Below are 22,429 nucleotides of genomic sequence, written 5' to 3'. Positions count from 1 at the left end.
CCGAGCATCCGCCATGGTCGTGACGTTTTCTCTTACGGTATAGGCGACGGATGGACACGCAGGGTCTGGAGGCCGTCTTCCTCGCCAATCGCGATACGCTGCTCCGCTTTCTGTCGGCGCATGGCGCGGGGGATGCGGCGGAAGACCTTTTGCACGAGCTCTGGATTCGTGTGCGGACGCCGCGCGGCGGGCCGATCGCCGCGCCGCTGGCCTATCTGTACCGCGCGGCGCACAATCTCATGCTCGACCGTCATCGCGCGGTCCGGCAGGCCGCCCGACGCGATCATGACTGGAGCGACGCGGTCGGCGCCACGGTCGCGGGCCAGTCCGATGCGCCATCGGGTGAGCGCGTACTGATCGCGCGCGAAGAGGCGCGGATGGCGGCGCGCGCGCTGGAGGCGGTCGGCGAACGCGCCGCAGCGGTGTTTCGCCGCCACCGGATCGACGGGGTCGCGCAACGTGCGATCGCGGACGAGATGGGCGTGAGCCTCAGCACCGTCGAAAGTGATCTGCGGCAAGCCTATCGTGCGATGATCGCGTTGACAGGGCGGCTCGATGAGGTTTGAGGCGAACGTCTCCGTCAAGCCAGTCAGGAGGCCATGATGGCGCAGGACGACACCGCATTGGACGCACAGGCGCTCGACTGGATCGTGCGGACGGGCGATCCCGCATTCGACGACTGGCCCGGCTTCATGGCGTGGATGGAGGCGGACCCGGCGAATGCCCCGCGCTATCACGCGCTGAACGCCGCGATCGATGATGGCGTCGCACTGGTGCGCGCGCCGCAGGCGGGCGCGGTGGCGCCGCCGATCGCCAGCCCGTCACGACGCGCGCCGAAGCGTATCGGTCGGTGGGCCGGTGGGGCGATCGCCGCATCGCTGGCGGTCGTCGCCGGCCTTTCGGTCTATGAGCGCCGGCCCCAACCCTATGCCGTCGAGGCGGCGCCGGGGGCCGCGCGGACGATCCTCCTCGCTGAGGGAAGCCGGATCATGCTCGCCGGCGGGTCCTGCGTGACGATCGATCGACGCGACGCGCGCATCGCGACGCTCGATCGTGGCGAGGCGATGTTCGTCGTCGCGCATGATGCGGCGGATCCGTTCGAGGTCCGGGTCGGCGAGACGCGCCTGGTCGATGTCGGCACGGCCTTCGACGTCAAGCGTACCAGCGATGGCATGCGGGTCGCCGTGTCCGAAGGTGCGGTCGACTATGATCCGGGGCCGAACGCGATCCGGATGACGGCGGGGCAGGGCGTCGTGGCCACGCGCGGCGGTGTGATGCGGATCACGGTCGATGCCACGGCGGTCGGGTCGTGGCGCGAGGGGCGGCTGGCGTTCGAAAATGCGCCGATGACCGAAGTCGCCGAGGATCTGTCGCGAACGCTGGGCATCGCGATCGCGGTGGCACCGGAGATCGCCGATCGCCGCGTCCGTGCGACGATCGCCACGGCAGGGCTCGCGCGGGACCCCATGCCGCTCGCCGCGCTGCTCGACGTGACGATGCGGCGGTCCGCACAGGGTTGGACGATGTCGGCACGGTGATCCGGCGGGGCGGGGTCTTTGTCGTTGCGGTGGCGATCGCCGGGCTGACCGCTGCGTCGGCGGCGGCGGGGCCGGTATCGCTCGACCTGCGCGCGGGCCGCCTGGGCGACTCCGTCCTGGCACTGGGGCGGCAGGCCGGGGTCAGCATCGCCGTCGACGACCCGGTCCTGTGGGCACGACCCGTCCCCGCGATCCGGGGACGCTTCACGGCGCGGCAGGCGCTCGCAAAGCTCGCACGGTCGACGGGGTCGACGATACGGTCCGCAGGGGCCGGGGGGTGGCGTCTGGTCGCGCGTGCCGCGCCGCCACGTGCGGCACAGCGCCGTCTGCCGCCGGGCACCGCCCATGCCGCAGTCCCGACCATCGCGGGGGCCGATATCATCGTCGCCGCCAGCAAGCGGGACACCCGGCTGCGCGATTTCGCCGGGCAGGTCGCGCACCTCGATGGAATCGACCTGGCGCTTGGCGGCGCGGGGGGCAGCGACGCGGTGCTGGCGCGGCTCGCGAGCGTGTCGTCGACGCATCTCGGTGCGGGGCGCAACAAGCTGTTCATTCGCGGCATCGCGGATTCGAGCTTCACCGGGCCGACGCAGACGACCGTCGGCCAGTATCTCGGCGACATCCGGCTCAGCTACAACGCGCCCGATCCCGACCTGCGGCTCTACGATATCGCCTCGGTCGAGGTGCTCGAGGGGCCACAGGGTACCCTCTACGGAGCAGGGTCGCTCGGCGGCATCATCCGCACGGTCCCTAATGCGCCCGTGATCGACGACACCACGGCCGCCATCGCGATGGGCGTGTCCGCGACGACGCACGGCGACCCTGGCGGCGACATCGGCGCGACGCTCAACCTGCCGGTGATGGAAGGTCGGACGGCGCTGCGCATCGTGGGCTATGCGGTGACGGAGGGCGGGTATATCGACAACCCGACGCTTGGGAAAAGCGACGTGAACCGCACCAGCATCGCCGGCGGACGGGGCACGCTGCGCGTCGATCTGGGGCGCGACTGGACGCTGGATCTAGGCGGCGTGTACCAGCGGACCCGCGGCGATGACAGCCAATATACCGATCGCGACGCGCCGCCCCGCACGCGGAACAGTGCCGTCGTGCAAGGCTTCGGTGCGGATTACCGGATGGGCGATCTGGTCGTGTCGGGCACGCTTGGCGGCCTGATGCTGCGATCGTCGACGGCGATCGTCGGGCAGACGCTGACGGAACGCTATGACGCCACCATGGTGGACGGTGATCCGCGGCTGTTCGTGCAGCGCAACGCGACCGCGATGGTGACCAACGAGACCCGGTTGTGGCGGCCGATGCGCGCCGGCTTCGGCTGGGTAGTGGGCGGCAGCTTCACGCACAACCGGACGCGGCTGTCGCGCGCACTCGGCGCAGTCGAGGCACCGGTGCCGGTGACGGGCGTCACCAACCGGATCGATGAGGCGACGTTGTATGGCGAGGGCAGCATCGCGCTGTTCCCCGGATTGATCGCGACCGGCGGCGCGCGCGTGACACGGGCCGCGCTGTCAGGGACGGGCCAGGATCTTGCGGAGGCACTCGCTCCGGTCGCGCTCGCGCGTGCGCAGGTGACCGCCAGTCGTCGCGAAATCAGCCTGTTGCCGTCCGGATCGCTGATCGCGACCGTGCTGCCGCGACTCTCGCTTTATGCCCGGTACCAGCAGGGGTTCCGGCCCGGCGGGCTCGCGATCGAGAGCGACTTCGTCCGGCGGTTCCGCAACGACCGGGTCCGCACGATCGAAAGCGGCATACGGTTCGGGCAGAGCGGGATCGACGCGGTATCCGTGTCGGCCGGGCTGTCACATACGCTCTGGGACGATATCCAGGCGGACTTCATCGACGGGTCGGGGCTGCCGAGCACTGCCAATATCGGCAACGGCCGGATCTGGTCGGCAAGCGCGGCGGCCGCCTGGCGACCGGTCGCCGGGCTCACGATCGACGCCGGGCTGACCTATAACGACAGCCGGGTGACCGAACCCAGCCAGGCCTATGCACTGGCGTTCGCGCGCATGAGCCAGGTTCCCAATATCGCCCGGTTCGCAGGGCGGCTGGGGCTCGACTATAGCCGGCCGCTCCGCGGTGACCTCGATCTGCGGGTCTATGGCTGGGCGCGTTATGTCGGCCGCTCCCGGCTCGGTATCGGCCCGGTGCTCGGGGAGGAGCAGGGCGATTATCTCGACACCGCGCTGACAATGCGGGTCGGCCGGCCGACACTGGGTCTGACGCTCGGCGTGACCAATCTGACGGATGGCACCGGCAATCGCTTCGCGCTGGGCACGCCGTTCCAGATCGGCAGCGGCCAGATCACGCCATTGCGACCCCGCACGTTGCGCCTGGGGATAGACGCGGCATTCTGAAAAGCTGCGCAGGCCAGCAAGGCTGCGCGGCAATGGTTCCGTCCTGTGTTCGAAACATATTCGAAAAGGGACCTGGTTCATGCGTCGTATCCTGCTTGCCTCTACCTGCCTGATGGCGGTCGTTCCGGCCCATGCGCAGACCACGATCGAGACCAAGCGCACCGATACGGTGCGGACCTCGACCGTGAAGGCCGGGGCGCCGGATGCGATCCGGATCACGACGGCGGGATCGGTGACCCCTGCCGGCGGCACGGCGGTGACGATCGACAGCGTGCATGCCGTCACCAACGAAGGCACCGTCCAGATCACCAATGCAGACAATGCCACGGGCATTCTCGCGGTGGCGGGGACCGGCGGCGGTATCACGAACAGCGGCAAGATCATCGTCGACGAGACCTATGAGGCGACCGATGTCGACAAGGATGGCGATCTCGACGGCCCCTTCGCTGCGGGCAGCGGCCGTACCGGCATCCGCACCGGGGGCGCCTATAGCGGTGCCATCACCAATACGGGCGCGATCACGGTCGAGGGGAACGAGTCTGCAGGGATCTGGCTCGGCGGCCCGCTGTCCGGGGCGTTCAAGACCGAGGGCACGATCGCGGTGACGGGGACGAACGTCGTCGGCGTGCGGACGGGGGACATTACCGGCAACGTCCGGCTTGCCGGAACGGTCGCGGCGATCGGGCAGGGAGCCGTGGCGGTCCGGCTCGATGGCGCGATCACCGGTGCGCTGGTGGTGCAGGGGGCGCTCGGCGCGACGGGCTACCGCACCACCACCGCGCCGGCGGATCCGTCGAAGCTCGATGCTGACGACTTGTTGCAGGGCGGATCGGCGCTGGTCGTCGCGGGCAACGTGTCGGGGGGCATCGTCTTCGCGGTGCCGCCAAAGGATGCCAGCACGACCGACAATGACGAGGACAAGGACGGGATCGACGACAGTAAGGAAGGATCGGCGTCGGTGACCGCCTATGGCGCCGCGCCCGCGGTCCAGATCGGGTCGGCGACCAATGCGGTCGCGATCGGCGCAGTCGCGGGTAGCGGCACGAATTTCGGGCTGATCGTCGATGGCGGCATCGGCGGCAGCGGTGTCTATGCGGGTGTCACCGCGACCGGCCTGTTGATCGGTGGCCTTGGTGGCAGCGTGTCGATCGCCAACGGGATCGCGGTCAACGGCACGGTCCAGGCGCAAGCCAATGGGGCGAGTGCGACCGCGATCCGGATCGGCAGCGGCACGACGATGCCCGAACTGCGCAATGCCGGGACGATCGCGGCGGCGGGCGGCGGCACGACCGCATCGCTGTCGAGCGCGGTCCTCGTCGAGGCGGGCGCGACGGTCGGCACGATCCGCAACAGCGGGACGATCAAGGCGAGCGCACAGGCAGCCGATGGCAGCGCCACCGCGATCCTCGACCGGTCCGGCCGGGTGACGCTGGTGGAGAATAGCGGGGCGATCACCGCAAGCGGTGCACTCGCGACGTCGGAGCGCAACGTCGCGATCGACCTGTCCGCAACGACGGCGGGCGCCACCGTCCGCCAGACCGCAGTCGCGGCGGGCGTCACGGCGCCGAGCATCGTCGGCGACGTCCGCTTCGGTACGGGGAACGACGTGTTCGAGATCGCCGATGGGACCGTGTCGGGCACGACCCGGTTCGGCGGCGGCGCGAACCGTTTCGCGCTGTCGGGCGATGCAGCCTATGCGGGGACGGCGCTCTTCGGCACCGGCAGCGACACGATGGCCCTTGCCGGGACGGCGGTGTTCAGCGGCGCGGCGGATTTCGGTGGCGGGGCAGACACGCTCACCATCGGCGGGACATCGCGCTTTTCGGGCACGCTCGCCAACAGCGGCGGGCTGGCGGTGACGGTCGCGGGCGGTACGCTCGACCTGACCAAGGCTGCGACGATCGCATCGCTGGCGATGGGTTCGGGCAGCGTGCTGGCGGTGACGCTGGACAAGACCGGGGGGACGGGGACGTCGATCACCGTCGCCGGGCTGGCATCGTTCGAGAAGGACACCAAGCTCGCGCTCAAGCTCGCCAGCATCACCGGTGCGGAAGGGCGGTACACGGTCCTGCGTGCGGGGAGCCTGACCGGCGCGGCAAACCTGACCGCCTCGACCACGCTGTTGCCGTTCCTCTACAAGGGGAACGTCGCGACGGGCACGGGCAACGACGTCGCGATCGACATCGTCCGCAAGACGACGGTCGAACTCGGCCTCAACCGCTCGCAGACCTCCGCCTACAATGCGGTCTATGCAGCGCTCGGCACCGACGCCAAGGTCGGGCAGGCGTTCCTGAACATCAATGACGGCGACGCATTTCGCGGATCGCTGCGCCAGATGCTTCCGGATCATGCCGGCGGGACGTTCGAGACCGTGACGATGGGCTCGCGCGCCACCGCCAGGGTGATCGCCGACCCGCACGGCCCGTTCAAGGATGAGGGGCAGTGGGGCTATTGGATCAGCCAGGTCGGCTGGGGCACGTCGAAGAGCATCGGCGATACCGGCGGCTATGACGTGACCGGCTGGGGCGTCTCCGGCGGGGCCGAATACAAGACCGGGCTGGGTAATATCGGTGCGTCGCTCGCCTATCTCAGCGGCCGCGATGCCGATGAGGGGACCAGCAATGAAGTCAGCTCCAACCAGTATGAGCTTGCGGCCTATTGGCGTGGGCACTGGGGTGGGCTGAACGCCAATGCCCGAGCTTCGGGCGCGCGGATCGGGTTCGACGGCGTGCGGCGCTTTGCCGGCACCGCAGGGACCGAGGCGGTCCAGCGCGTGTCGAGCGCGGACTGGAACGGCACGCTCTACTCGGCGTCGGGCGGCCTGTCCTATGATGCCGATCTGGGCAATATCTCGTTTCGGCCGATCATCGCGGTCGATTATTACAAGTTGAAGGAGGACGGCTACAGCGAAACCGGTGGCGGCACCGCGATCGATCTGGTCGTCCAGTCGCGCAGCAGCGACGAACTGGCGGTCACCGGCAGCGCGGCGCTGGGTCTCGATCTTGGGGGGCAGAACCAGGACGCAGGCTGGTTCCGCTTCGAGCTCGAGGGCGGGCGGCGCGAACTCGTCGGCGGGGGGCTGGGTGCGACGACCGCGGCCTTTGCCGGCGGGACCGCGTTCACGCTGACACCCGAGGAGCGGACAAGCGGCTGGGTCGGCAAGCTGCGCGCGGTCGGGGGCAATGCGGCGTTCCGCTTCGGCGGCGAATTCAACGCCGAGGAGCAGCAGGGACGCGCCGCATTATCGCTGCGCGCAAGCCTGCAGATCGGGCTGTAACGACGGAAGACTGGTCCGCCCGCGTCAGCGCGGTGCGGACCAGGCCCCGGATTTCCCGCCGCGCTTTTCGAGCAGTCGGATCCCGTCGATCTCCATCGCCTTGTCGATCGCCTTGGCCATGTCGTAGACCGTCAGCAGTGCAACGCCGACCGCGGTGAGCGCTTCCATCTCGACGCCGGTCTTGCCGTCGGTCGCGACGGTCGCGGTCGCGGTGACGCCGCTGGCGTCGACGTCGAGGTCGAGCGTGATCTTGGTCAGCGGCAGCGGATGGCAGAGCGGTATCAGGTCGCTGGTCTGCTTGGCGGCCATGATCCCCGCAACGCGGGCGACGGCGATGACGTCGCCCTTTTTGGCCGAGCCCTCGGCGATCGCGCGCGCAGCCTCGGCCGACATGGTGATCCGGCCGGTCGCGACGGCCTCGCGTGCGGTCGGCGTCTTGCCGCCGACATCGACCATCCGCGCGGCACCCGCCGCATCGACATGCGTGAGCTGGCTCATCCGACCAGTGCCCGCGTTGCGGCCTCGACATCGTCCTGGCGCATCAGGGCCTCGCCGATCAGGAAACACCGGATCCCGCGCTCGGCCATCGCGTCGAGGTCGGCGCGCGTCGTCAGCCCGCTTTCGGCGACGAAGGTGCAGTCACGCGGGGCCTTGTCGACCAGGTCGTAGGTCCGTTGGAAGTCGACGGTGAAGTCGCGCAGGTCGCGGTTGTTGACCCCGATCAGCCGCGATTTGAGCTTGAGCGCGCGATCGAGTTCGTGCGCATCGTGGATCTCGACCAGTACGTCCATCCCGCATTCGAGTGCCGAGGCCTCGATCTCCGCCATCTGGATATCGTCGAGCGCGGCGACGATGATCAGGATCGCGTCGGCGCCGATCGCGCGCGCCTCGGTCGCCTGCCACGGGTCGACCATGAAATCCTTGCGCAGCACCGGGATCGACACGGCGTCACGCGCGGCGGACAGATAGGCGTCAGCGCCCTGGAACCATTTTTCGTCGGTCAGCACCGAGAGGCAGGCGGCACCGCCCGCCTCATAGGCGCGGGCATGCGCGGGGGGATCGAAATCGGCGCGGATCAGCCCCTTGGACGGACTGGCCTTCTTGACCTCGGCGACCAAGGCATAGCCCGACTTCGCATCGAGCGCAGCGCGGAAGCCGCGCGGCGCGGACATGCGGGCGATGCCGGCGTCGATGTCCGACAGCGATGTGGTGGCCTTGCGCGCGGCGACTTCGGCGCGCTTGGTCTCGAGGATACGGTCGAGCATGGTCATGTCAGTAGGCGATCCAGCGGTCGAGCAGCGCGTCGGCGCTGCCGGTGTCGAGGGCGGTGGCGGCCAGCGCCGCGCCCGCGACAAGGGTGGGGACGGTCCCGGCGACCATCAAGGCAGCAGCGGCGTTGAGCAGGACGGCGTCGCGGTAGGCGCCCGCCTCGCCCTTCAGCAGGCGGCGGAGCGCCTCCGCATTATGGGCGGCATCACCGCCGCGAATTGCCGTGATCGCATGCCGCGGCAACGCTGCATCGTCGGGCGTGACGCGCGCGGGAAGCGCGACGTTGCCGATGGACGCAACGACGCTGGGGCCCGCGCCGGACAGTTCGTCGAGCCCTTCCTCGCCGGAGACGACGAGTGCGGCCTGGGTACCGAGCTGGGCGAGGGCATCGGCGTAGAGCGGGACATAATCGGGCCGCGCGATGCCGATGAGCTGACGCGTCGTTCGCGCGGGATTGGCGAGCGGCCCCATCAGGTTGAATATCGTCCGCCTGGCGATACGCTGACGGATCGGGGTGATCCGCTTCATCGCCGGATGGTGATTGGCGGCGAACAGGAAGGCGATGCCGATGTCGCGCAGGCTGGCCTCGGCCGTCGCACCCGCGCGGTCCATGTCGAGGCCGAGGACTTCGAGCGTGTCGGCGGCGCCGGCCTTGCTCGAGGCGGCACGGTTGCCATGCTTCGCGACGGGCACGCCGCAGGCCGAGACGACGAGCGCGACGGCGGTCGAGACGTTGAGCGTGTGGTGGCCATCGCCGCCGGTGCCGCAGACGTCGATCGCGCCCGGCGGCGCATCGATCGGGATCATCCGCTCACGCAGCGCACGCGCGGCCTCGGCGATCTCGATACTGGTCTCGCCACGCTCGGACATGGCGATCAGGAATGCGGCGATCGCGTCTTCGCTGGCGCGCGCGTCGAGGATGTCGGCAAACGCCGCACGCGCGGTCTCGCGCGACAGCGGCATCGTGGGATCGGGCAGGAGCACGGTGGTCGTCATCGATCGAGCCCCTCGCGCAGGCGGTCGGGCAGCTGATGCGCAATCCCCGCCAGCGTCAGGAAATTGGCGAGCATCGCGTGGCCGTGTTCGGTCGCGATGCTCTCGGGATGGAACTGCACCCCGTGGATCGGCAGCGTCGCGTGGCGGAACCCCATCACGCTGCCATCCTGCGCGGTCGCGTTGACGACCAGCGTATCGGGGACCGCGTTGACGATCAGCGAGTGATAGCGCGTCGCGATAAACGGCGAAGGGAGGCCGGCGTAGAGGCCGGTGTCGTCATGGACGACCGGCGACGTCTTGCCGTGCATCAGCCCGCCACGTTCGACCTTGCCGCCGAAATGCTGCCCGATCGCCTGATGGCCGAGGCAGACGCCGAGCAGCGGCCTGCCGGCATCTGCGCAGGCGGCGACGAGGTCGAGGCTGACGCCCGCTTCGGTCGGCGTGCAGGGGCCGGGGGAAATGAGAAACGCCTCCGCGCCGGACGACAGGGCCTGTCCAGCGGAGATCGCATCGTTGCGGACGACCTCCACCTCGACACCCAGTTCCATGAGATAATGGACGAGGTTCCAGGTGAAGCTGTCGTAATTGTCGACGACCAGGATCATGCGTTCGCCATAGACGAAGTCGAAGACGGTGCAACGGGGATGCGCATCGGGCGACGCTGCACATTATGTCGGCCATAATCGGTGCAGGGCAAAGCGCGGGGCATGCTATTCAGCACGGAGCAACCTGCGGCGGCAGACGTTGTGCGTATGCAAGGAGTTTTCTACCAATGTTCCGTCTCACCGTCCTCGCCGCGCTGATCGCGCTTCCCGCCCTCGCTTCGGCGCAGGAGCAGACGGCCGAACAAGGCCAGCCCCCGCAGCGCATCCGCAGCGTCACGCTGGGGGCTGGGCAGAAGTGCCCGACGTCGACCAATGGCGAGATCGTCGTCTGCTCGACGCTCGACCAACCCTATCGTATCCCCAAGGAACTGCGCGATACCGCACCGATCGCCGCGCAGAACCAGAGCTGGGTCAACCGGGCTGCGACCGTTGACCAGGTCGGCCGCGTCGCGGGCGGGTTGCCGGATACCTGTTCGCCGGTCGGTACAGGCGGACAGTCGGGATGTGCGCTCGCGCGTGCCCGCGCCTATTCGGCCGAGCGTCGTGCGCAGGCTGCAGGGCAGGCGATCGATCCCTGACGCCACAGCGAGCACCATCGGGATCTTAGGCCGCGGTCGTCACCTGACGCCCGCGGCCTTTTACTGTGTTTGTCGAACGATGGCGGGATTACTGCCCGTAGGCCGTCCCGCCGGCGCGCGCGACCGCTTCGCGGGCGGCGGCGAGGATCGCCCCGGCCTTGGCCTCGCATTCGCGCTGTTCGGACTCGGGATCGCTGTCGGCGACGATTCCCGCCCCGGCTTGTGCATGGATTATCCCGTCCTTCACGACGGCGGTCCGCAATACGATGCACGAGTCCATCGATCCGTCAGGGGAGAAATAGCCGACGCCGCCGGCATAGGCGCCACGCCGTTCGGGTTCGAGTTCGGCAATGATCTGGCACGACCGGACCTTGGGGGCGCCGCTGACCGTGCCGGCCGGGAACCCCGCGAACAGCGCGTCGAGCGCGTCGCTGCCGGGCGCGAGCGACCCGACGACGTTCGAGACAATGTGCATGACATGACTGTAGAATTCGACGCCGTAGCTCGCCGTGACGCGGACCGATCCCGGCGCCGATGCCCGTCCGACATCGTTGCGGCCGAGGTCGAGCAGCATCAGATGCTCCGCGCGTTCCTTCGGATCGGCCAGCAGGCTGGTCCGGTTCGCCTCGTCTTCCGCAGCACTGCGGCCGCGCGGGCGGGTCCCGGCGATCGGGCGGATCGTCACCTCGTCGTCGCGGACGCGGACGAGGATCTCGGGTGAGGATCCGATCAGCGCGAAGCCGGGAAGATCGAGGTGATAGAGGAAAGGCGACGGATTGATCCGCCGCAGCGAGCGATAGAGCTCGAACGGCGGGAGCGTGAACGGCGTGCTGAAACGCTGGGCAAGGACGACCTGGAAGATGTCCCCGGCCACGATATAGTCCTTCGCGCGCGCGACCATCGCGCCGTAGCGATCCGGTGACAGCGCCGGCGTATAGGACGGCTCGGGTGAAACTGCCCGGACCGGCGCCGGCACCGGCGTGGTCGTGAGCGTCGCGGCGACGGCGTCGAGCCGCTCTTCGGCACGCGCGACGATCGTGTCGGGATCCATGGCGGGATTCGGCCAGGCGGGGGCGACGAGAAACAGCGCGTCGGCGAGCCGGTCGAAGACGAGAACCACCGAGGGACGCACGAAGATCATGTCGGGCAGGCCGAGCGGGTCGCTGTCGGGCTGCGGCAAGGCCTCGACCAGGCCGACCGTCTCATAGCCGAAATAGCCGACCAGGCTGGCGAGCGCGCGCGGCAGCTCTTCCGGGACGTCGCTGCGGCATTCGGCGACGAGAGCGCGCAGGGCATCGAGCGTGGGCAGCGCGCAGGGCTCGAACGCCTCGCGATCGGTCGACCAGTGACGGTTGATCTCGGCACGATGACCCGCGGCCCGAAACAGCAGATCGGGCGCGAGGCCGATCAGACTGTGCCGTCCACGCGTTGCGCCGCCCTCGACCGATTCGAGCAGGAAGTCGCCACGCCCCGGCTCGATGAGCTTGAGGGCGGCGGCGACCGGCGTCTCCGTGTCGGCGACCTGCCGTCGCCAGACAAGGGCAGGGCGTCCGGCGGCGAGCGCCGCGCGTGCGAGCTCAGTTATTGGAACCACCCTGTGCCAGCAGTTCGGCCCGGACACGGGCAACCGCCTTCGGATCGGTCTTCACGCCGACCTGCGCGCGGACGGCCTTGACGAACTGGTCGACATATTCGCGGCCCACGCTGCGCGCGATCGAACCGCGAGCGGCCTGGATCGCCGCCTGGTTGCCTGTCGCGTTGCCGCGATCGATCTTGTCGAGCTTGACCACGAACCAGCCATCGGGGCCGGCGATCGTCTTGGCAGTACCCTGCGCCATGCTGAACATCAGGCGCAGCACGGGTGAGGTGTTTTCGGGGTTCTGCATGATCTGCGCGCGCGACGCCGTGACGGGACGCGCGGGCGGGACCGGGAAGCCCGACTGCCCCAGCGCCTGCTGCAGCGGCATGCCCTTGTTGATCCGTGCAAGCGCGGCATTGGCGTATTTGCGGGCAGCCTGACTGGCGCGGTCAACCATCAGGTCGCGCATCACGGCAGGACGGACCTGTGCGAGCGGACGGGGTGCGGCGCGAACGACGCGGCCAAGCGCGACGACTGCGAAGCTGCCGTCCGACCCGGTCTGGACCATCTGCGGCGCATCGCCTTCCGCGGCCTGGAACGCGGCGCTGACGATCGGCGCAAGCGCGGCGTCGGGCTGCGTGCCGGGCGTGTCGGGGTTGGTGCCGTTGGCGACGAGGCCGGGCGTGGTGATCGCGGTCAGCTTGCGGTCCGCGATGATCTCGTCGAACGTTGCATTGTCCGACAGGCCATCGTCGATCGCGTCATGGATCTTGCCGAGCGCTGCCTGCGCCTTTTGCGCGCTGAGTGCGGTGGCGATCTCGCCGCGTGCCTGTTCGAGGGTCTTGGCGGGGACGTTCTGGATCGAATCGATGCGAGCGATCGTCCAGCCGAGCGGCGTACGGACGGGGCCGACGACCGCGGCATTCGCTGCCGCGAACACGGCATCCGCGACCTGCGGGCTGGTCGTGCCGGCATAGGCGGTCTTTTCGACACCCGTCTGGGTCGATGCCTCGAGCCCGGCGGCGCGGGCGGCATCGGCGATCGCGGTTCCGGCCTTCACCTTGGCAGCGATCGCGGCTGCACCCGCCTGATCGGCAACGACGACCTGCGTGATCGTACGCTTCTCCGTCGGGGCGTAGCGCGCGCGATCCTGCTGATATTGCGCGGCGATTTCGGCGTCGGTCGGGACGGCCTGCGCCTTGACCTGTGCCGCGTCGACGACGGCGTAGCGGATGACGCGGCGTTCGGGGATCGTGTAGCGCGCGACGTTGCGACGATAGAAGTCGTTCAGTTCGGCGTCGGTCGGCGCAGGGCCGGCGGGCACCGCGGCGGTCGGGATGAAGCCGACCAGACCGCTGCGCTTCTCGAGCAGCAACGACGCGAAGGGGAGGGCGAGCTGGCTCGGGACCTGCGACGCGCCGCGCGTCGGCAGGATCAGCTGCTGCGCATAGGTGTCGCGGACGATGTCGGCGCGGATCTGCGCGTCGGTCAGCTTCCGTTCGACCAGCACGCGCTGATACAGGGACGGATCAAACTTGCCGGTCGGGCCCTGCAGTGCGGGGATGCTGGCAATCTGCCCGTCGACCGCGCGCTTGCTGACGACCATGCCCTGCTGCCGGCCGAACTGCTCGAGTGCGAGGCTCGCCGTGATGCGGTCCAGCGTGCCGTCGAAGCCGCCCTGCTGGACATAGCTCGCCATGTCGAGCGTCGGCTGCTGCTGGCGGAACCCTTCCATCTCGGTCTGGACACGCGTGCGAAGCTCGTTCGCCGTCACGTCCGCCTTGCCGACCGTGGCGACGTCGTCGGCGGCGATGCCGCTTGTTCCGCCGCCCAACCCGGTCATGTCACCCGCCGCGAAGGCGAGTGCGATGACGCCGAGGAGGCCGAAGGTGATGATCACGCCGAACCTCGACTGGGTGAGGCGGCGGAAGAAACTGAGCATGAATGGCCGATCGACAGGGACTGAGTTCCTTCCGCTTTACGGTGCGCATCGGCGCGCTTCAAGCTTGTGCCGTTCGGTGTCGGCGCTATCCGGGACCGATGATGATCGGGAGAGTGCGATGCGGCGCAAGTTGGTAGCGGGAAACTGGAAGATGAACGGGTCGCGCGCGGCGCTGGCCGAACTCGACGCGATCGCGGCGGCGGCGGCGGCAGCGCCGGACGTCGATGTGGAAATTGCCGTGCCCTTCACGCTGATCGCCGCGGCGGCTGATCGCGCGCCGGCCCTCGCGATCGGTGCCGAGGATGTGCACGAGGCCGATTCGGGCGCGCATACGGGTTGCGTGTCGGCGGGGATGGTGAAGGAAGCGGGTGCGCGCTTCACGATCGTCGGTCATTCCGAACGCCGTGCTGACCAGCACGAAACCAGCCACGACGCCTGGGCGAAGGCGGCGGCGGCGCGGCGGCAGGGACTGCGCGTCATCCTGTGCTGCGGCGAGACCGAGGCCGAACGCGATGCCGATCGGGCCGAACGTGTCGTGCAGGCGCAGATCGAGAAGTCGGTGCCCGACAATGCCGACGGCAGCTGGTTCACGCTGGCCTATGAGCCGCGCTGGGCGATCGGTACCGGGCGCACCCCGACGCTCGACGAGATCGCCGCGATCCATGCGATCGCGCGGGCGAAGCTGCGTATGCTGATCGGCGATGCGGCAGCGGGCGTGCGGATCCTCTATGGCGGGTCGGTGACGGGCAGCAATGCCGCGGCGATCCTAACGACCGCGAATGTCGACGGCGCGCTGGTCGGTGGCGCCAGCCTGACTGCGGACAAGTTCGTCCCGATCATCGAGGCCGCGGCGAGCATCGACAGCGTCGGCTGACCCGCCGAGAGCGCGGCACGCCCTATCGTCGGGCGTGCCGCGTCAGGCCTTTCGTCAGGGGGTGCCGTACCGCGTGCTCAGCATCGCGAAGGCGGCGCGCAGGGCATAGGCCTCGCCCCCCTTGGGGCGGCCGGGCTTCGCAGTCGGGCGCCAGGCGAAGACGTCGAGATGCGCCCAGGCGATGCCGGGCGGCACGAAGCGGCGCAGGAACAGCGCCGCGGTGATCGCGCCGGCAAAACCGCCATCGGGCGCGTTGACCAGATCGGCGATGTCCGACTTGAGCATGTCGTCATACCCGTTCCACAACGGCATCCGCCAGAGCGGGTCGGCTTGGTCATGGCTGGCGGCGATCAGCTCGGCCGCGAGCGTCTCGTCGTCGGTGAACAGCGGCGGAAGATCGGGGCCGAGCGCGACACGCGCCGCGCCCGTCAGCGTCGCGAAGTCGAGGATCAGCGCGGGCCGGTGCTCGACCGCGCGCGTCAGTGCGTCGCCAAGAACGAGCCGCCCCTCGGCATCGGTATTGGTATTCTCGACCGTCATGCCCTGTCGCGTGTCGAGCACGTCGCCCGGGCGGAAGGCATTGCCGGCAATCGCGTTCTCGACCGCGGGGATGAGCAGGTGGAGCCGGACGGGGAGCTTCGCCCCCATCACCAGCCCGGCCAGTGCGAGCGTGTGCGCGGCGCCGCCCATGTCCTTCTTCATCAGCCGCATGCCGGCCGATGGCTTGATGTCGAGGCCGCCCGAGTCGAAGCAGACGCCCTTGCCGACCAGCGCGACGCGCGGGTGCGTGGGGTCGCCCCATTCGAGCTCGATCAGCCGGGGCGCGCGTGCCTCCGATGCTGCCTGGCCGACTGCGTGGATCATCGGATAGCCGCTGGCGAGCGCGTCGCCGCGCGTCGTCGTGACGGTTGCGCCATGCCGGGCGGCGAGCGTCTCTACCGCCGCCTCGAGCTCGGCGGGGCCGAGATCCGATGCGCCGGTGTTGACGAGGTCGCGGACCATTGCGGTCGCCTCGGCAAGACGGATCGTCGGCTCGATCGACGCGACCTCGCTCGTCAGCAACACGCGCGCGGGCTTGCCGACGGGTTTGCGATAGCGATCGAACTGATGCTGTGCGAGCATCCAGCCAAGTCCGGCACCCCCCACGTCGCCCTCTGCGAGGCGGTAGGTGCCCGCGGGAAGCGAGGCACCGAGCGAGGCGATCCGCCACGGCGACGACATCGCCTCGTCACAGACGAGCAGCATCGACCATGTGTCAGGGGCGTCGCCGGGCAGCACGGCGCGGTCGCCGGGCTTGCCGGTCAGGCCATGCGCCGCAACCGCGGTGCGGATGCGCGACGGCTGAGCACCGAGCCAGCTCGCAAACTCCTCCGGTCGGACGACGTGGATCGGCGTGGCGGGCTGGCCGTGGTCGGGCTGAAGCAGGGAAGCGAAATCGGTCATTGCGTGCCAGTTACTGAGAGGGAGCCACGAGGAATTGTTCGTACCGGCCGTTCGCACCGGGTTCGGCATAGGTGCTGAGCGAGAGCGTACGGTCGGGATAGGTGATGCGATAGGTGCGGTTGACGAAGCCGCCGCGCAAGCGGGCGCGGCCGGTTTGCGCAAAACCGGTCGGTTCGCCGAGCGCGCCGAGGCTCGACTTATAGTCCGCGAGCGCGACCGGCTTGAAATAGAAATTGGCGTCCTCGGTCAGGCGGCTGCGGTCGAGCGTGCCGGTGCGGAGCTGATCGTAGACTGCGCGTGCCCTGGGCAGGGCGGCGGCATCTTCTCCGTTCGCGGCGGGGGGTGGCAGGACGATCTTCGCGATCCCGCTCGAGATGCGGCCGACCGCATCGCTGAACCAGCTGTTGGTAAGCACGACGATCGCCGCCTGATCGTCGGGATACACGATGTTCTCGGACAGGAAGCCGACCGCCTCGCCGCTATGCTCGACATAGCGACGCCCGTTGGCGGTGCCGGTCGAGACGCCGAGGCCATAGCCATTGGTCGATCCGTCGACGAGCCTGACCGGGGTCTCCTGCGCCGCCCAGTCGTCTGCGGGCAGCGTGGTTCGGGTAAGGCGCGCGACGTCCCATTTGGCGAGGTCCCGCGCACTCATCGACAGCTCGCCCGCGGCGTACAGCCAGCCGGGCGCACTCGGCGTCTCGGGACGGACGGGCCCGAGCGCGAAACGGCCATAGCCTTGCGGAAAGCCCTTGCCGATCGCCTTGTCCTGATCGAGCGCGCGAATGTCGAGCGGCTTAAAGATGCGCTGCTGCAGGAAGTCGAGCAGCGGTTGTTTCGCGATCTTCTCGACGATCAGGCCCGCGACGACATAGCCGGTGTTGGAATATTGCCACTGCGTGCCCGGCTCGAAATCGAGCGGCTTCTTCCCCCAGCGATCGACGATCTGCTGCGGCGTGACGGGGGTCGCCATTGCCGCAAAGCTGTAATCCTGCGGCCAATAGTCCTGCAGGCCCGAGGTGTGGCTGAGCAACTGGCGGATCGTGATGCGGTCGCCGCCGGTCACGCCGGGGACATATTTTGCCACCGTATCGTCGAGGCTCAGCCGGCCCTCATCCTCGAGCAGCAGGATCGCGGCGGCGGTGAATTGCTTCGAAATCGACGCGATCTGGTAGGGCAACGCCGGATCCGCCACGGCGATCGTTTCCGACGGCTTGCCATAGGCCTTGGCGAATATGATCCGCCCGCCGCGCACGATCGCGATCGATGCGGACGGGACGCCCGTATCGCGGAGCGAACCGGCAACGAGCGTATCGATCTGCGAGGTTTCCGCAGGCGTGAGCGACTGGGCGATGGCGGGCAAGGGAAGCGCGAGCGCGGCGAGCGTGAACAGGCGAAACGGCATGGCGACATCGAAGCAGAAGGCGGGTGGCGGTGCAACGCCGCAACTTAATGTCGAGCCAGCTGAGGAGCTTAACCCATATCAGGTTAAATGGCGGAACACGCCCGCGCACGGGGACGTTTCAGCGGCATCGATCACGTCATCACAACAGATTGGGAACTGCCATGCTCTGGACCATCGCCGTCATCTTGCTCGTCCTCTGGCTTGCCGGTTTCGCCTTCCACGTCGCGGGCGGGTTGATCCACATCCTGCTGGTGATCGCGGTGATCGTGGTGCTCGTGAAGCTGTTCACCGGTCGCAACGTCGTCTGAACGCGTGTGCCCCAAGGTGCAGGTATTTTCGCCTGCACCTTGGGGTAGTATCGTTGCGTCAAGACCGACGCAGGCGCGTCAGACCGGCACGCCGTACAGATCATGGTCGTCGGCATCCTCGATCGTCACGGGTACGATATCGCCGACCGTCAGGTGACCCGCATCGCGCAGGAAGACCTCGCCGTCGATCTCGGGCGCATCCGCCTGTGAGCGACCCGTCGCCCCCTCGTCGTCGACCACGTCGATGATCACGTCGAGGGTCCGGCCGATCTTGGCCTGCAACTTGGCCGCGGAAATCGCCGCGGTCTTTTCCATGATCCGGGCGTAGCGCTCTTCCTTGAGCTCCTCGGGCACATGGTCCGGCAGCAGGTTGGCCGCCGCGCCCTCGACCGGTTCGAACCGGAACGCGCCGACGCGGTCGAGCTGCGCCTCGTCGAGCCAGTCGAGCAGATACTGGAAATCCTCCTCGGTCTCGCCGGGGAAGCCGACGACGAAGGTCGAGCGGATCGTGATGTCGGGCGCGATCTCACGCCATTTGTGAATGCGCTGGAGCACCTTGGCATCATTGCCGGGGCGCTTCATCCGGCGCAGCACCGATGGCGCGGCATGCTGGAACGGAATGTCGAGATAGGGCAGCACGAGGCCCTCCGCCATCAGCGGGATGACGTGATCGACGTGCGGATAGGGGTAGACGTAATGCAGCCGCACCCACGGCGCGATCTTGCCGAGTTCGCGCGCGAGATCGGTCATGTGCGCACGAACCTCGCCACCACCCTTCAGCGGCCAGACCGAGTGGCGCAGGTCGACGCCGTAGGCCGACGTGTCCTGGCTGATGACCAGCAACTCCTTCGTGCCCGCGGCGACGAGCTTTTCGGCTTCGCGCAGGATCGCGTCGGGACGACGGCTGACGAGATCGCCGCGCAGGCTCGGAATGATGCAGAAGGAGCAGCGATGGTTGCAGCCTTCCGAGATCTTCAGATAGCTGTAGTGGCGCGGCGTCAGCTTGAGTCCGGCGTCGGGGATCAGGTTGAGGAATGCGGAGGGCGGCATCGGGGCGGCTTCGTGGACCGCGCCGACGACCTGCTCATATTCATGCGCACCGGTGATCGCGAGCACCTGCGGGAAGCGCGCGCGGATCGCCTCGGCTTCCTTGCCCATGCAGCCGGTGACGATGACGCGGCCGTTCTCGGCAATGGCTTCACCGATCGCCTCGAGGCTTTCTTCTTTCGCCGAATCGAGAAAGCCGCAGGTATTGACGAGGACAATGTCGGCACCGGCATAGTCGGGCGACATCTGATAGCCGTCGCCGCGCAGCTGCGTGAGAATCCTCTCGCTGTCGACGAGGTTTTTCGGACAGCCGAGCGAGACCATGCCGATCTTGGGCGGAGTGGGGAGTATGGTTGCCATGGGAGCCGCGCACATAGGCGCAAAGTTCGGTTTTTTCTAGGCGGTCGAGATGCGATCCGTCATGGCCGGGTCTGAGGACAGGGAAAGGGACCCAAAATGCTGGCGATTGGATTGATGTCGGGGACATCGCTCGACGGGATCGACGCCGCGCTGATCGAGACCGATGGCGAGGCGATGGTCCGCCCCATCGCGTTCCGTGGGGAGCCCTATTCGGATGCGGCGCGCGCGGAACTGTCCGACGCGACACGTATGGCGCTGACGTTCGATCGGCCGCGCGCCAGTCCGCCGATCGTCGCCGCGGGCGATCTCATCACGCGTACGCATGTCTTCGCAGTGCACAAGCTGCTGGCGGATGCCGGTGTCGCCGCAGCGGAAGTAGACGTGATCGGGTTTCACGGACAGACGATCGCGCATCGACCCGATCGGGGCTGGACCTGGCAGATCGGCGACGGCGCGGCGATGGCACGCGCCACGGGGATCACGACGGTATCCGATTTCCGGTCGGCCGATGTGGCGGCGGGGGGGCAGGGCGCGCCACTGCTGCCGGTCTATCATGCGGCGCTGGCGTCCACGCTCGACGGGCCGGTCGCGGTACTGAACCTGGGCGGGGTCGGCAACATCACCTTCGTTCCCGGCGCGACAAATGGCAACGACTCGCTGGTCGCGTTCGATACGGGGCCGGCGAACGGCCTGATCGACAGTTGGGTCGAGGCGGAGACGGGCGCGCGCTACGACAAGGGGGGCGCGCTGGCGGCGGCGGGGCGTGTCGACGAGACGGTGCTGACGGCGATGCTCGATCACCCGTTCTTCGATGCACCGCCGCCCAAGTCGCTCGATCGCAATGACTTCACGATTCAGCCGGCACGCGGGCTGTCGGCGGCGGATGGCGCGGCAACGCTGACCGCATTTACCGCGGAGACGGTTGCGGACGCGGTCCGGCATCTGCCCGCGCGACCCAAGCGGCTGCTGGTCGCGGGCGGTGGACGTCATAATCCGACGATGCTGGCCATGATCGCCGCGGCGACCGGGCTGCGGGTTGAGGCGACTGACGCGCTCGGGTGGAACGGCGATGCGCTGGAGGCGGAAGGTTTCGCCTATATGGCGGTGCGGACGCTCCGCGGGCTGCCGATCAGTTTTCCGGGCACAACGGGGGTGCCGGCGGCGATGATGGGCGGGATCGTTCACCCGGCCTGAGCCCGCCAAGATACAAAAGACTATGGCCCACCGTTGCCGGCGGGCCACACATTTCGCTCAGTGAGCCTTTTTCGGCTTGCCGGCCTTCTTGGGCGCGGGCTTTGGCGGGGTCTTCTTTTCGGGTGCGTCCTTGGCGCGCAGCGCAGGTGCAGCGATCGCGGCGGCAATGCCGGCGACCAGCGTGGCGCCGACCGCGATCGCGGTCTTCGGGTGCGACTTCACCGCGTCGGTGGCGGTGGCTATGCCGGCCTTTGCAGCGTCCGTCGCATCGTCCATCCAGTCGCCCTTCGCCGCGGGGGCCGGCGCGGCGTCATCGTCATGCTTGACCTTGGCATGCGGCATGGCGGAATTCGGGATCGACGACATAAGCTATTCCTCGCACAGGGATGATGCACGCTAAACCGACCGGGTCCATGACGGTTCCGGTACGGGATCGCGCAGGCGGGGCGTTAGCGCTTGCGAGTAAGCTCACGCATCGCGTCGTCGAGACCGGCGAGGGTCAGCGGGTACATGCGGTCGGTCATCAGTTCGCGCATGATGCGGACCGATTGCGAATAGCCCCACTGCGCCTCGGGCACGGGGTTGAGCCATGCCGCAGACGGATAGGTGGTCGTCAGGCGCTGCATCCACACCGCGCCCGGCTCCTCGTTGAAATGCTCGACCGAGCCGCCGGGATGGGTGATCTCGTACGGGCTCATCGATGCGTCACCGACCAGCACCAGTTTGTAATCATGGCCGAACTTGTGGAGCACGTCCCACAAGGGCGTGCGCTCGGCAAAGCGGCGCGTGTTGTCCTTCCACACACCTTCATACGGGCAATTGTGGAAATAATAGAATTCGAGGTTCTTGAATTCGGTGGTCGCGGCGGAGAAGAGCTCTTCGCAGAGCTTGACGAAGGGATCCATCGATCCCCCGACATCGAGGAACAGCAGCATCTTGATCGCATTGCGGCGTTCGGCGCGCATGACGATGTCGAGATAGCCCTGGCGCGCGGTGCCGGCGATCGTGCCGTCGATGTCGAGTTCGTCCGCGGCCCCGTCGCGTGCGAACCGGCGCAGGCGGCGCAGCGCGATCTTGATGTTTCGCGTGCCGAGTTCGCGGGTGTTGTCGAGATTGCGGAACTCGCGCTGGTCCCAGACCTTGAGCGCGCGCTTGTGCCGGCTCTCGCCGCCGATGCGGACGCCTTCGGGGTTGTAGCCGCCATTGCCGTACGGAGAGGTGCCGCCGGTACCGACCCATTTGTTGCCGCCCTGATGGCGTCCCTGCTGTTCCTCGAGCCGCTTCTTGAGCGTCTCCATGATCTCGTCCCACGAGCCCAGCGACTGGATCGCGGCCATCTCGTCCGGGGTGAGGAATTTCTCGGCGACCGCCTTCAGCCAATCCTCGGGGATGTCGGTCGGCGTCGTGCCACAGCTCGTGGCGAGGCCGCGGAAGACCTTGGCGAAGACCTGGTCGAAGCGGTCGAGCATCCCCTCGTCCTTCACATAGACCGCGCGGGAGAGGTAGTAGAATTCCTCGGGCGTCCGCTCGATCACCTCGGCGTCGAGCGCCTCGAGCAGGAGCAGATGCTCCTTGAGGCTGGCCGGGATGCCCGCGTTACGCAGCTCGTCGAAAAAATTGAGAAACATCGCCCTATCCTGCC

General features: G+C 68.2%; 19 protein-coding genes. 8 read left to right on the top strand and 11 right to left on the bottom strand.

Annotated elements, in window-relative coordinates:
• Window positions 1-50 precede the first annotated feature (50 nt).
• The 4 genes from IFS44_RS03030 (at window position 51) to IFS44_RS03015 (ending at window position 7,187) form a co-directional block, all read left to right on the top strand.
• Window positions 51-566 carry an RNA polymerase sigma factor gene (locus IFS44_RS03030; RefSeq protein WP_192097427.1) on the top strand — a complete coding sequence of 172 codons (516 nt, stop codon included), beginning with the start codon at window positions 51-53 and terminating at the stop codon, window positions 564-566.
• A 36-nt stretch (window positions 567-602) separates the two neighbouring features.
• Window positions 603-1,538, top strand: a complete 936-nt coding sequence (locus IFS44_RS03025) for a FecR family protein (RefSeq protein ID WP_192097426.1) — start codon at window positions 603-605, stop codon at window positions 1,536-1,538.
• Window positions 1,517-3,910, top strand: a complete 2,394-nt coding sequence (locus IFS44_RS03020; RefSeq protein WP_197977719.1) for a TonB-dependent receptor domain-containing protein — start codon at window positions 1,517-1,519, stop codon at window positions 3,908-3,910. Before IFS44_RS03025 ends, IFS44_RS03020 begins: the two co-directional genes overlap by 22 nt.
• Window positions 3,911-3,989: 79 nt before the next feature.
• Complete coding sequence (locus IFS44_RS03015) at window positions 3,990-7,187, top strand: autotransporter outer membrane beta-barrel domain-containing protein (RefSeq protein ID WP_192097425.1); 3,198 nt, start codon at window positions 3,990-3,992, stop codon at window positions 7,185-7,187.
• A 24-nt stretch (window positions 7,188-7,211) separates the two neighbouring features.
• Here IFS44_RS03015 and moaC read toward each other — a convergent pair whose 3' ends face one another.
• From moaC to IFS44_RS02995, 4 genes are read right to left on the bottom strand one after another with little or no spacing between them, the layout of a single operon-like run.
• Window positions 7,212-7,685, bottom strand: coding sequence for a cyclic pyranopterin monophosphate synthase MoaC (gene moaC, locus IFS44_RS03010; RefSeq protein ID WP_192097424.1), 474 nt, complete (start codon window positions 7,683-7,685; stop codon window positions 7,212-7,214).
• A complete protein-coding gene (gene trpC, locus IFS44_RS03005; RefSeq protein WP_031440383.1) occupies window positions 7,682-8,458 on the bottom strand; it encodes an indole-3-glycerol phosphate synthase TrpC in 777 nt (258 codons plus the stop codon). Before trpC ends, moaC begins: the two co-directional genes overlap by 4 nt.
• A gap of 1 nt (window position 8,459) precedes the next feature.
• Window positions 8,460-9,452: an anthranilate phosphoribosyltransferase gene (gene trpD / locus IFS44_RS03000; protein WP_192097423.1), complete on the bottom strand. Its 993-nt coding sequence runs from the start codon at window positions 9,450-9,452 to the stop codon at window positions 8,460-8,462.
• Complete coding sequence (locus IFS44_RS02995; RefSeq protein WP_192097422.1) at window positions 9,449-10,057, bottom strand: anthranilate synthase component II; 609 nt, start codon at window positions 10,055-10,057, stop codon at window positions 9,449-9,451. Before IFS44_RS02995 ends, trpD begins: the two co-directional genes overlap by 4 nt.
• A 167-nt stretch (window positions 10,058-10,224) precedes the next feature.
• Between IFS44_RS02995 and IFS44_RS02990 the strand changes: the two genes are divergently transcribed.
• Window positions 10,225-10,635: a hypothetical protein gene (locus IFS44_RS02990; RefSeq protein WP_031440380.1), complete on the top strand. Its 411-nt coding sequence runs from the start codon at window positions 10,225-10,227 to the stop codon at window positions 10,633-10,635.
• Window positions 10,636-10,723: 88 nt separating this feature from the next.
• Here IFS44_RS02990 and IFS44_RS02985 read toward each other — a convergent pair whose 3' ends face one another.
• Window positions 10,724-12,229 (bottom strand): chorismate-binding protein, encoded by a 1,506-nt coding sequence (locus IFS44_RS02985; protein ID WP_192097421.1) that lies wholly within the window; start codon window positions 12,227-12,229, stop codon window positions 10,724-10,726.
• The gene (locus tag IFS44_RS02980) at window positions 12,213-14,156 is read right to left on the bottom strand and encodes a peptidylprolyl isomerase (protein ID WP_192097420.1); all 1,944 of its coding nucleotides are present in this window, start codon (window positions 14,154-14,156) and stop codon (window positions 12,213-12,215) included. The genes IFS44_RS02985 and IFS44_RS02980 overlap by 17 nt, the downstream gene beginning before the upstream one ends.
• A 118-nt stretch (window positions 14,157-14,274) precedes the next feature.
• On the opposite strand from IFS44_RS02980, the gene tpiA reads away from it, so the two are divergent.
• Complete coding sequence (tpiA, locus tag IFS44_RS02975) at window positions 14,275-15,030, top strand: triose-phosphate isomerase (RefSeq protein ID WP_031439877.1); 756 nt, start codon at window positions 14,275-14,277, stop codon at window positions 15,028-15,030.
• A 54-nt stretch (window positions 15,031-15,084) separates the two neighbouring features.
• On the opposite strand, the gene IFS44_RS02970 is transcribed toward tpiA, so the two are convergent.
• Together IFS44_RS02970 and IFS44_RS02965 are read right to left on the bottom strand one after the other, a co-directional pair.
• Window positions 15,085-16,473, bottom strand: coding sequence for a leucyl aminopeptidase family protein (locus tag IFS44_RS02970; protein WP_192097419.1), 1,389 nt, complete (start codon window positions 16,471-16,473; stop codon window positions 15,085-15,087).
• Window positions 16,474-16,483: 10 nt separating this feature from the next.
• Window positions 16,484-17,878, bottom strand: a complete 1,395-nt coding sequence (locus IFS44_RS02965) for a serine hydrolase domain-containing protein (RefSeq protein ID WP_192097418.1) — start codon at window positions 17,876-17,878, stop codon at window positions 16,484-16,486.
• A gap of 161 nt (window positions 17,879-18,039) precedes the next feature.
• Between IFS44_RS02965 and IFS44_RS02960 the strand changes: the two genes are divergently transcribed.
• The gene (locus IFS44_RS02960; RefSeq protein ID WP_107045915.1) at window positions 18,040-18,186 is read left to right on the top strand and encodes a lmo0937 family membrane protein; all 147 of its coding nucleotides are present in this window, start codon (window positions 18,040-18,042) and stop codon (window positions 18,184-18,186) included.
• 78 nt (window positions 18,187-18,264) lie between these two features.
• Here the strand turns inward: IFS44_RS02960 and rimO are convergent, their stop codons facing one another.
• Entirely contained in the window at window positions 18,265-19,593 is a 1,329-nt protein-coding gene (gene rimO, locus IFS44_RS02955; RefSeq protein WP_192097417.1) for a 30S ribosomal protein S12 methylthiotransferase RimO, read from the bottom strand.
• A gap of 96 nt (window positions 19,594-19,689) precedes the next feature.
• Between rimO and IFS44_RS02950 the strand changes: the two genes are divergently transcribed.
• Window positions 19,690-20,787, top strand: coding sequence for an anhydro-N-acetylmuramic acid kinase (locus IFS44_RS02950; protein WP_192097416.1), 1,098 nt, complete (start codon window positions 19,690-19,692; stop codon window positions 20,785-20,787).
• Window positions 20,788-20,844: 57 nt separating this feature from the next.
• Here the strand turns inward: IFS44_RS02950 and IFS44_RS02945 are convergent, their stop codons facing one another.
• Window positions 20,845-21,153, bottom strand: coding sequence for a hypothetical protein (locus tag IFS44_RS02945; RefSeq protein WP_192097415.1), 309 nt, complete (start codon window positions 21,151-21,153; stop codon window positions 20,845-20,847).
• Between the two features lie 83 nt (window positions 21,154-21,236).
• The gene (locus IFS44_RS02940) at window positions 21,237-22,415 is read right to left on the bottom strand and encodes a vWA domain-containing protein (protein WP_192097414.1); all 1,179 of its coding nucleotides are present in this window, start codon (window positions 22,413-22,415) and stop codon (window positions 21,237-21,239) included.
• Window positions 22,416-22,429 lie beyond the last annotated feature (14 nt).

It is taken from the genome of Sphingomonas sp. CFBP 13706, assembly GCF_014842355.1.
Taxonomy (GTDB): Bacteria; Pseudomonadota; Alphaproteobacteria; order Sphingomonadales; family Sphingomonadaceae; genus Sphingomonas; species Sphingomonas aerolata.
The sequence above is the reverse complement of the archived record's forward strand: the minus strand, read 5'-3'. Positions and strand labels throughout refer to the sequence as shown.

Coding starts and splice junctions, on each gene's coding strand:
- IFS44_RS03030 (WP_192097427.1), top strand. CDS start 51: ATGGACACGCAGGGTCTGGAGGCCGTCTTCCTCGCCAATCGCGATACG.
- IFS44_RS03025 (WP_192097426.1), top strand. CDS start 603: ATGGCGCAGGACGACACCGCATTGGACGCACAGGCGCTCGACTGGATC.
- IFS44_RS03015 (WP_192097425.1), top strand. CDS start 3,990: ATGCGTCGTATCCTGCTTGCCTCTACCTGCCTGATGGCGGTCGTTCCG.
- moaC (WP_192097424.1), bottom strand. CDS start 7,685: ATGAGCCAGCTCACGCATGTCGATGCGGCGGGTGCCGCGCGGATGGTC.
- trpC (WP_031440383.1), bottom strand. CDS start 8,458: ATGACCATGCTCGACCGTATCCTCGAGACCAAGCGCGCCGAAGTCGCC.
- trpD (WP_192097423.1), bottom strand. CDS start 9,452: ATGACGACCACCGTGCTCCTGCCCGATCCCACGATGCCGCTGTCGCGC.
- IFS44_RS02995 (WP_192097422.1), bottom strand. CDS start 10,057: ATGATCCTGGTCGTCGACAATTACGACAGCTTCACCTGGAACCTCGTC.
- IFS44_RS02990 (WP_031440380.1), top strand. CDS start 10,225: ATGTTCCGTCTCACCGTCCTCGCCGCGCTGATCGCGCTTCCCGCCCTC.
- IFS44_RS02980 (WP_192097420.1), bottom strand. CDS start 14,156: ATGCTCAGTTTCTTCCGCCGCCTCACCCAGTCGAGGTTCGGCGTGATC.
- tpiA (WP_031439877.1), top strand. CDS start 14,275: ATGCGGCGCAAGTTGGTAGCGGGAAACTGGAAGATGAACGGGTCGCGC.
- IFS44_RS02970 (WP_192097419.1), bottom strand. CDS start 16,473: ATGACCGATTTCGCTTCCCTGCTTCAGCCCGACCACGGCCAGCCCGCC.
- IFS44_RS02965 (WP_192097418.1), bottom strand. CDS start 17,878: ATGCCGTTTCGCCTGTTCACGCTCGCCGCGCTCGCGCTTCCCTTGCCC.
- IFS44_RS02960 (WP_107045915.1), top strand. CDS start 18,040: ATGCTCTGGACCATCGCCGTCATCTTGCTCGTCCTCTGGCTTGCCGGT.
- rimO (WP_192097417.1), bottom strand. CDS start 19,593: ATGGCAACCATACTCCCCACTCCGCCCAAGATCGGCATGGTCTCGCTC.
- IFS44_RS02950 (WP_192097416.1), top strand. CDS start 19,690: ATGCTGGCGATTGGATTGATGTCGGGGACATCGCTCGACGGGATCGAC.
- IFS44_RS02945 (WP_192097415.1), bottom strand. CDS start 21,153: ATGTCGTCGATCCCGAATTCCGCCATGCCGCATGCCAAGGTCAAGCAT.
- IFS44_RS02940 (WP_192097414.1), bottom strand. CDS start 22,415: ATGTTTCTCAATTTTTTCGACGAGCTGCGTAACGCGGGCATCCCGGCC.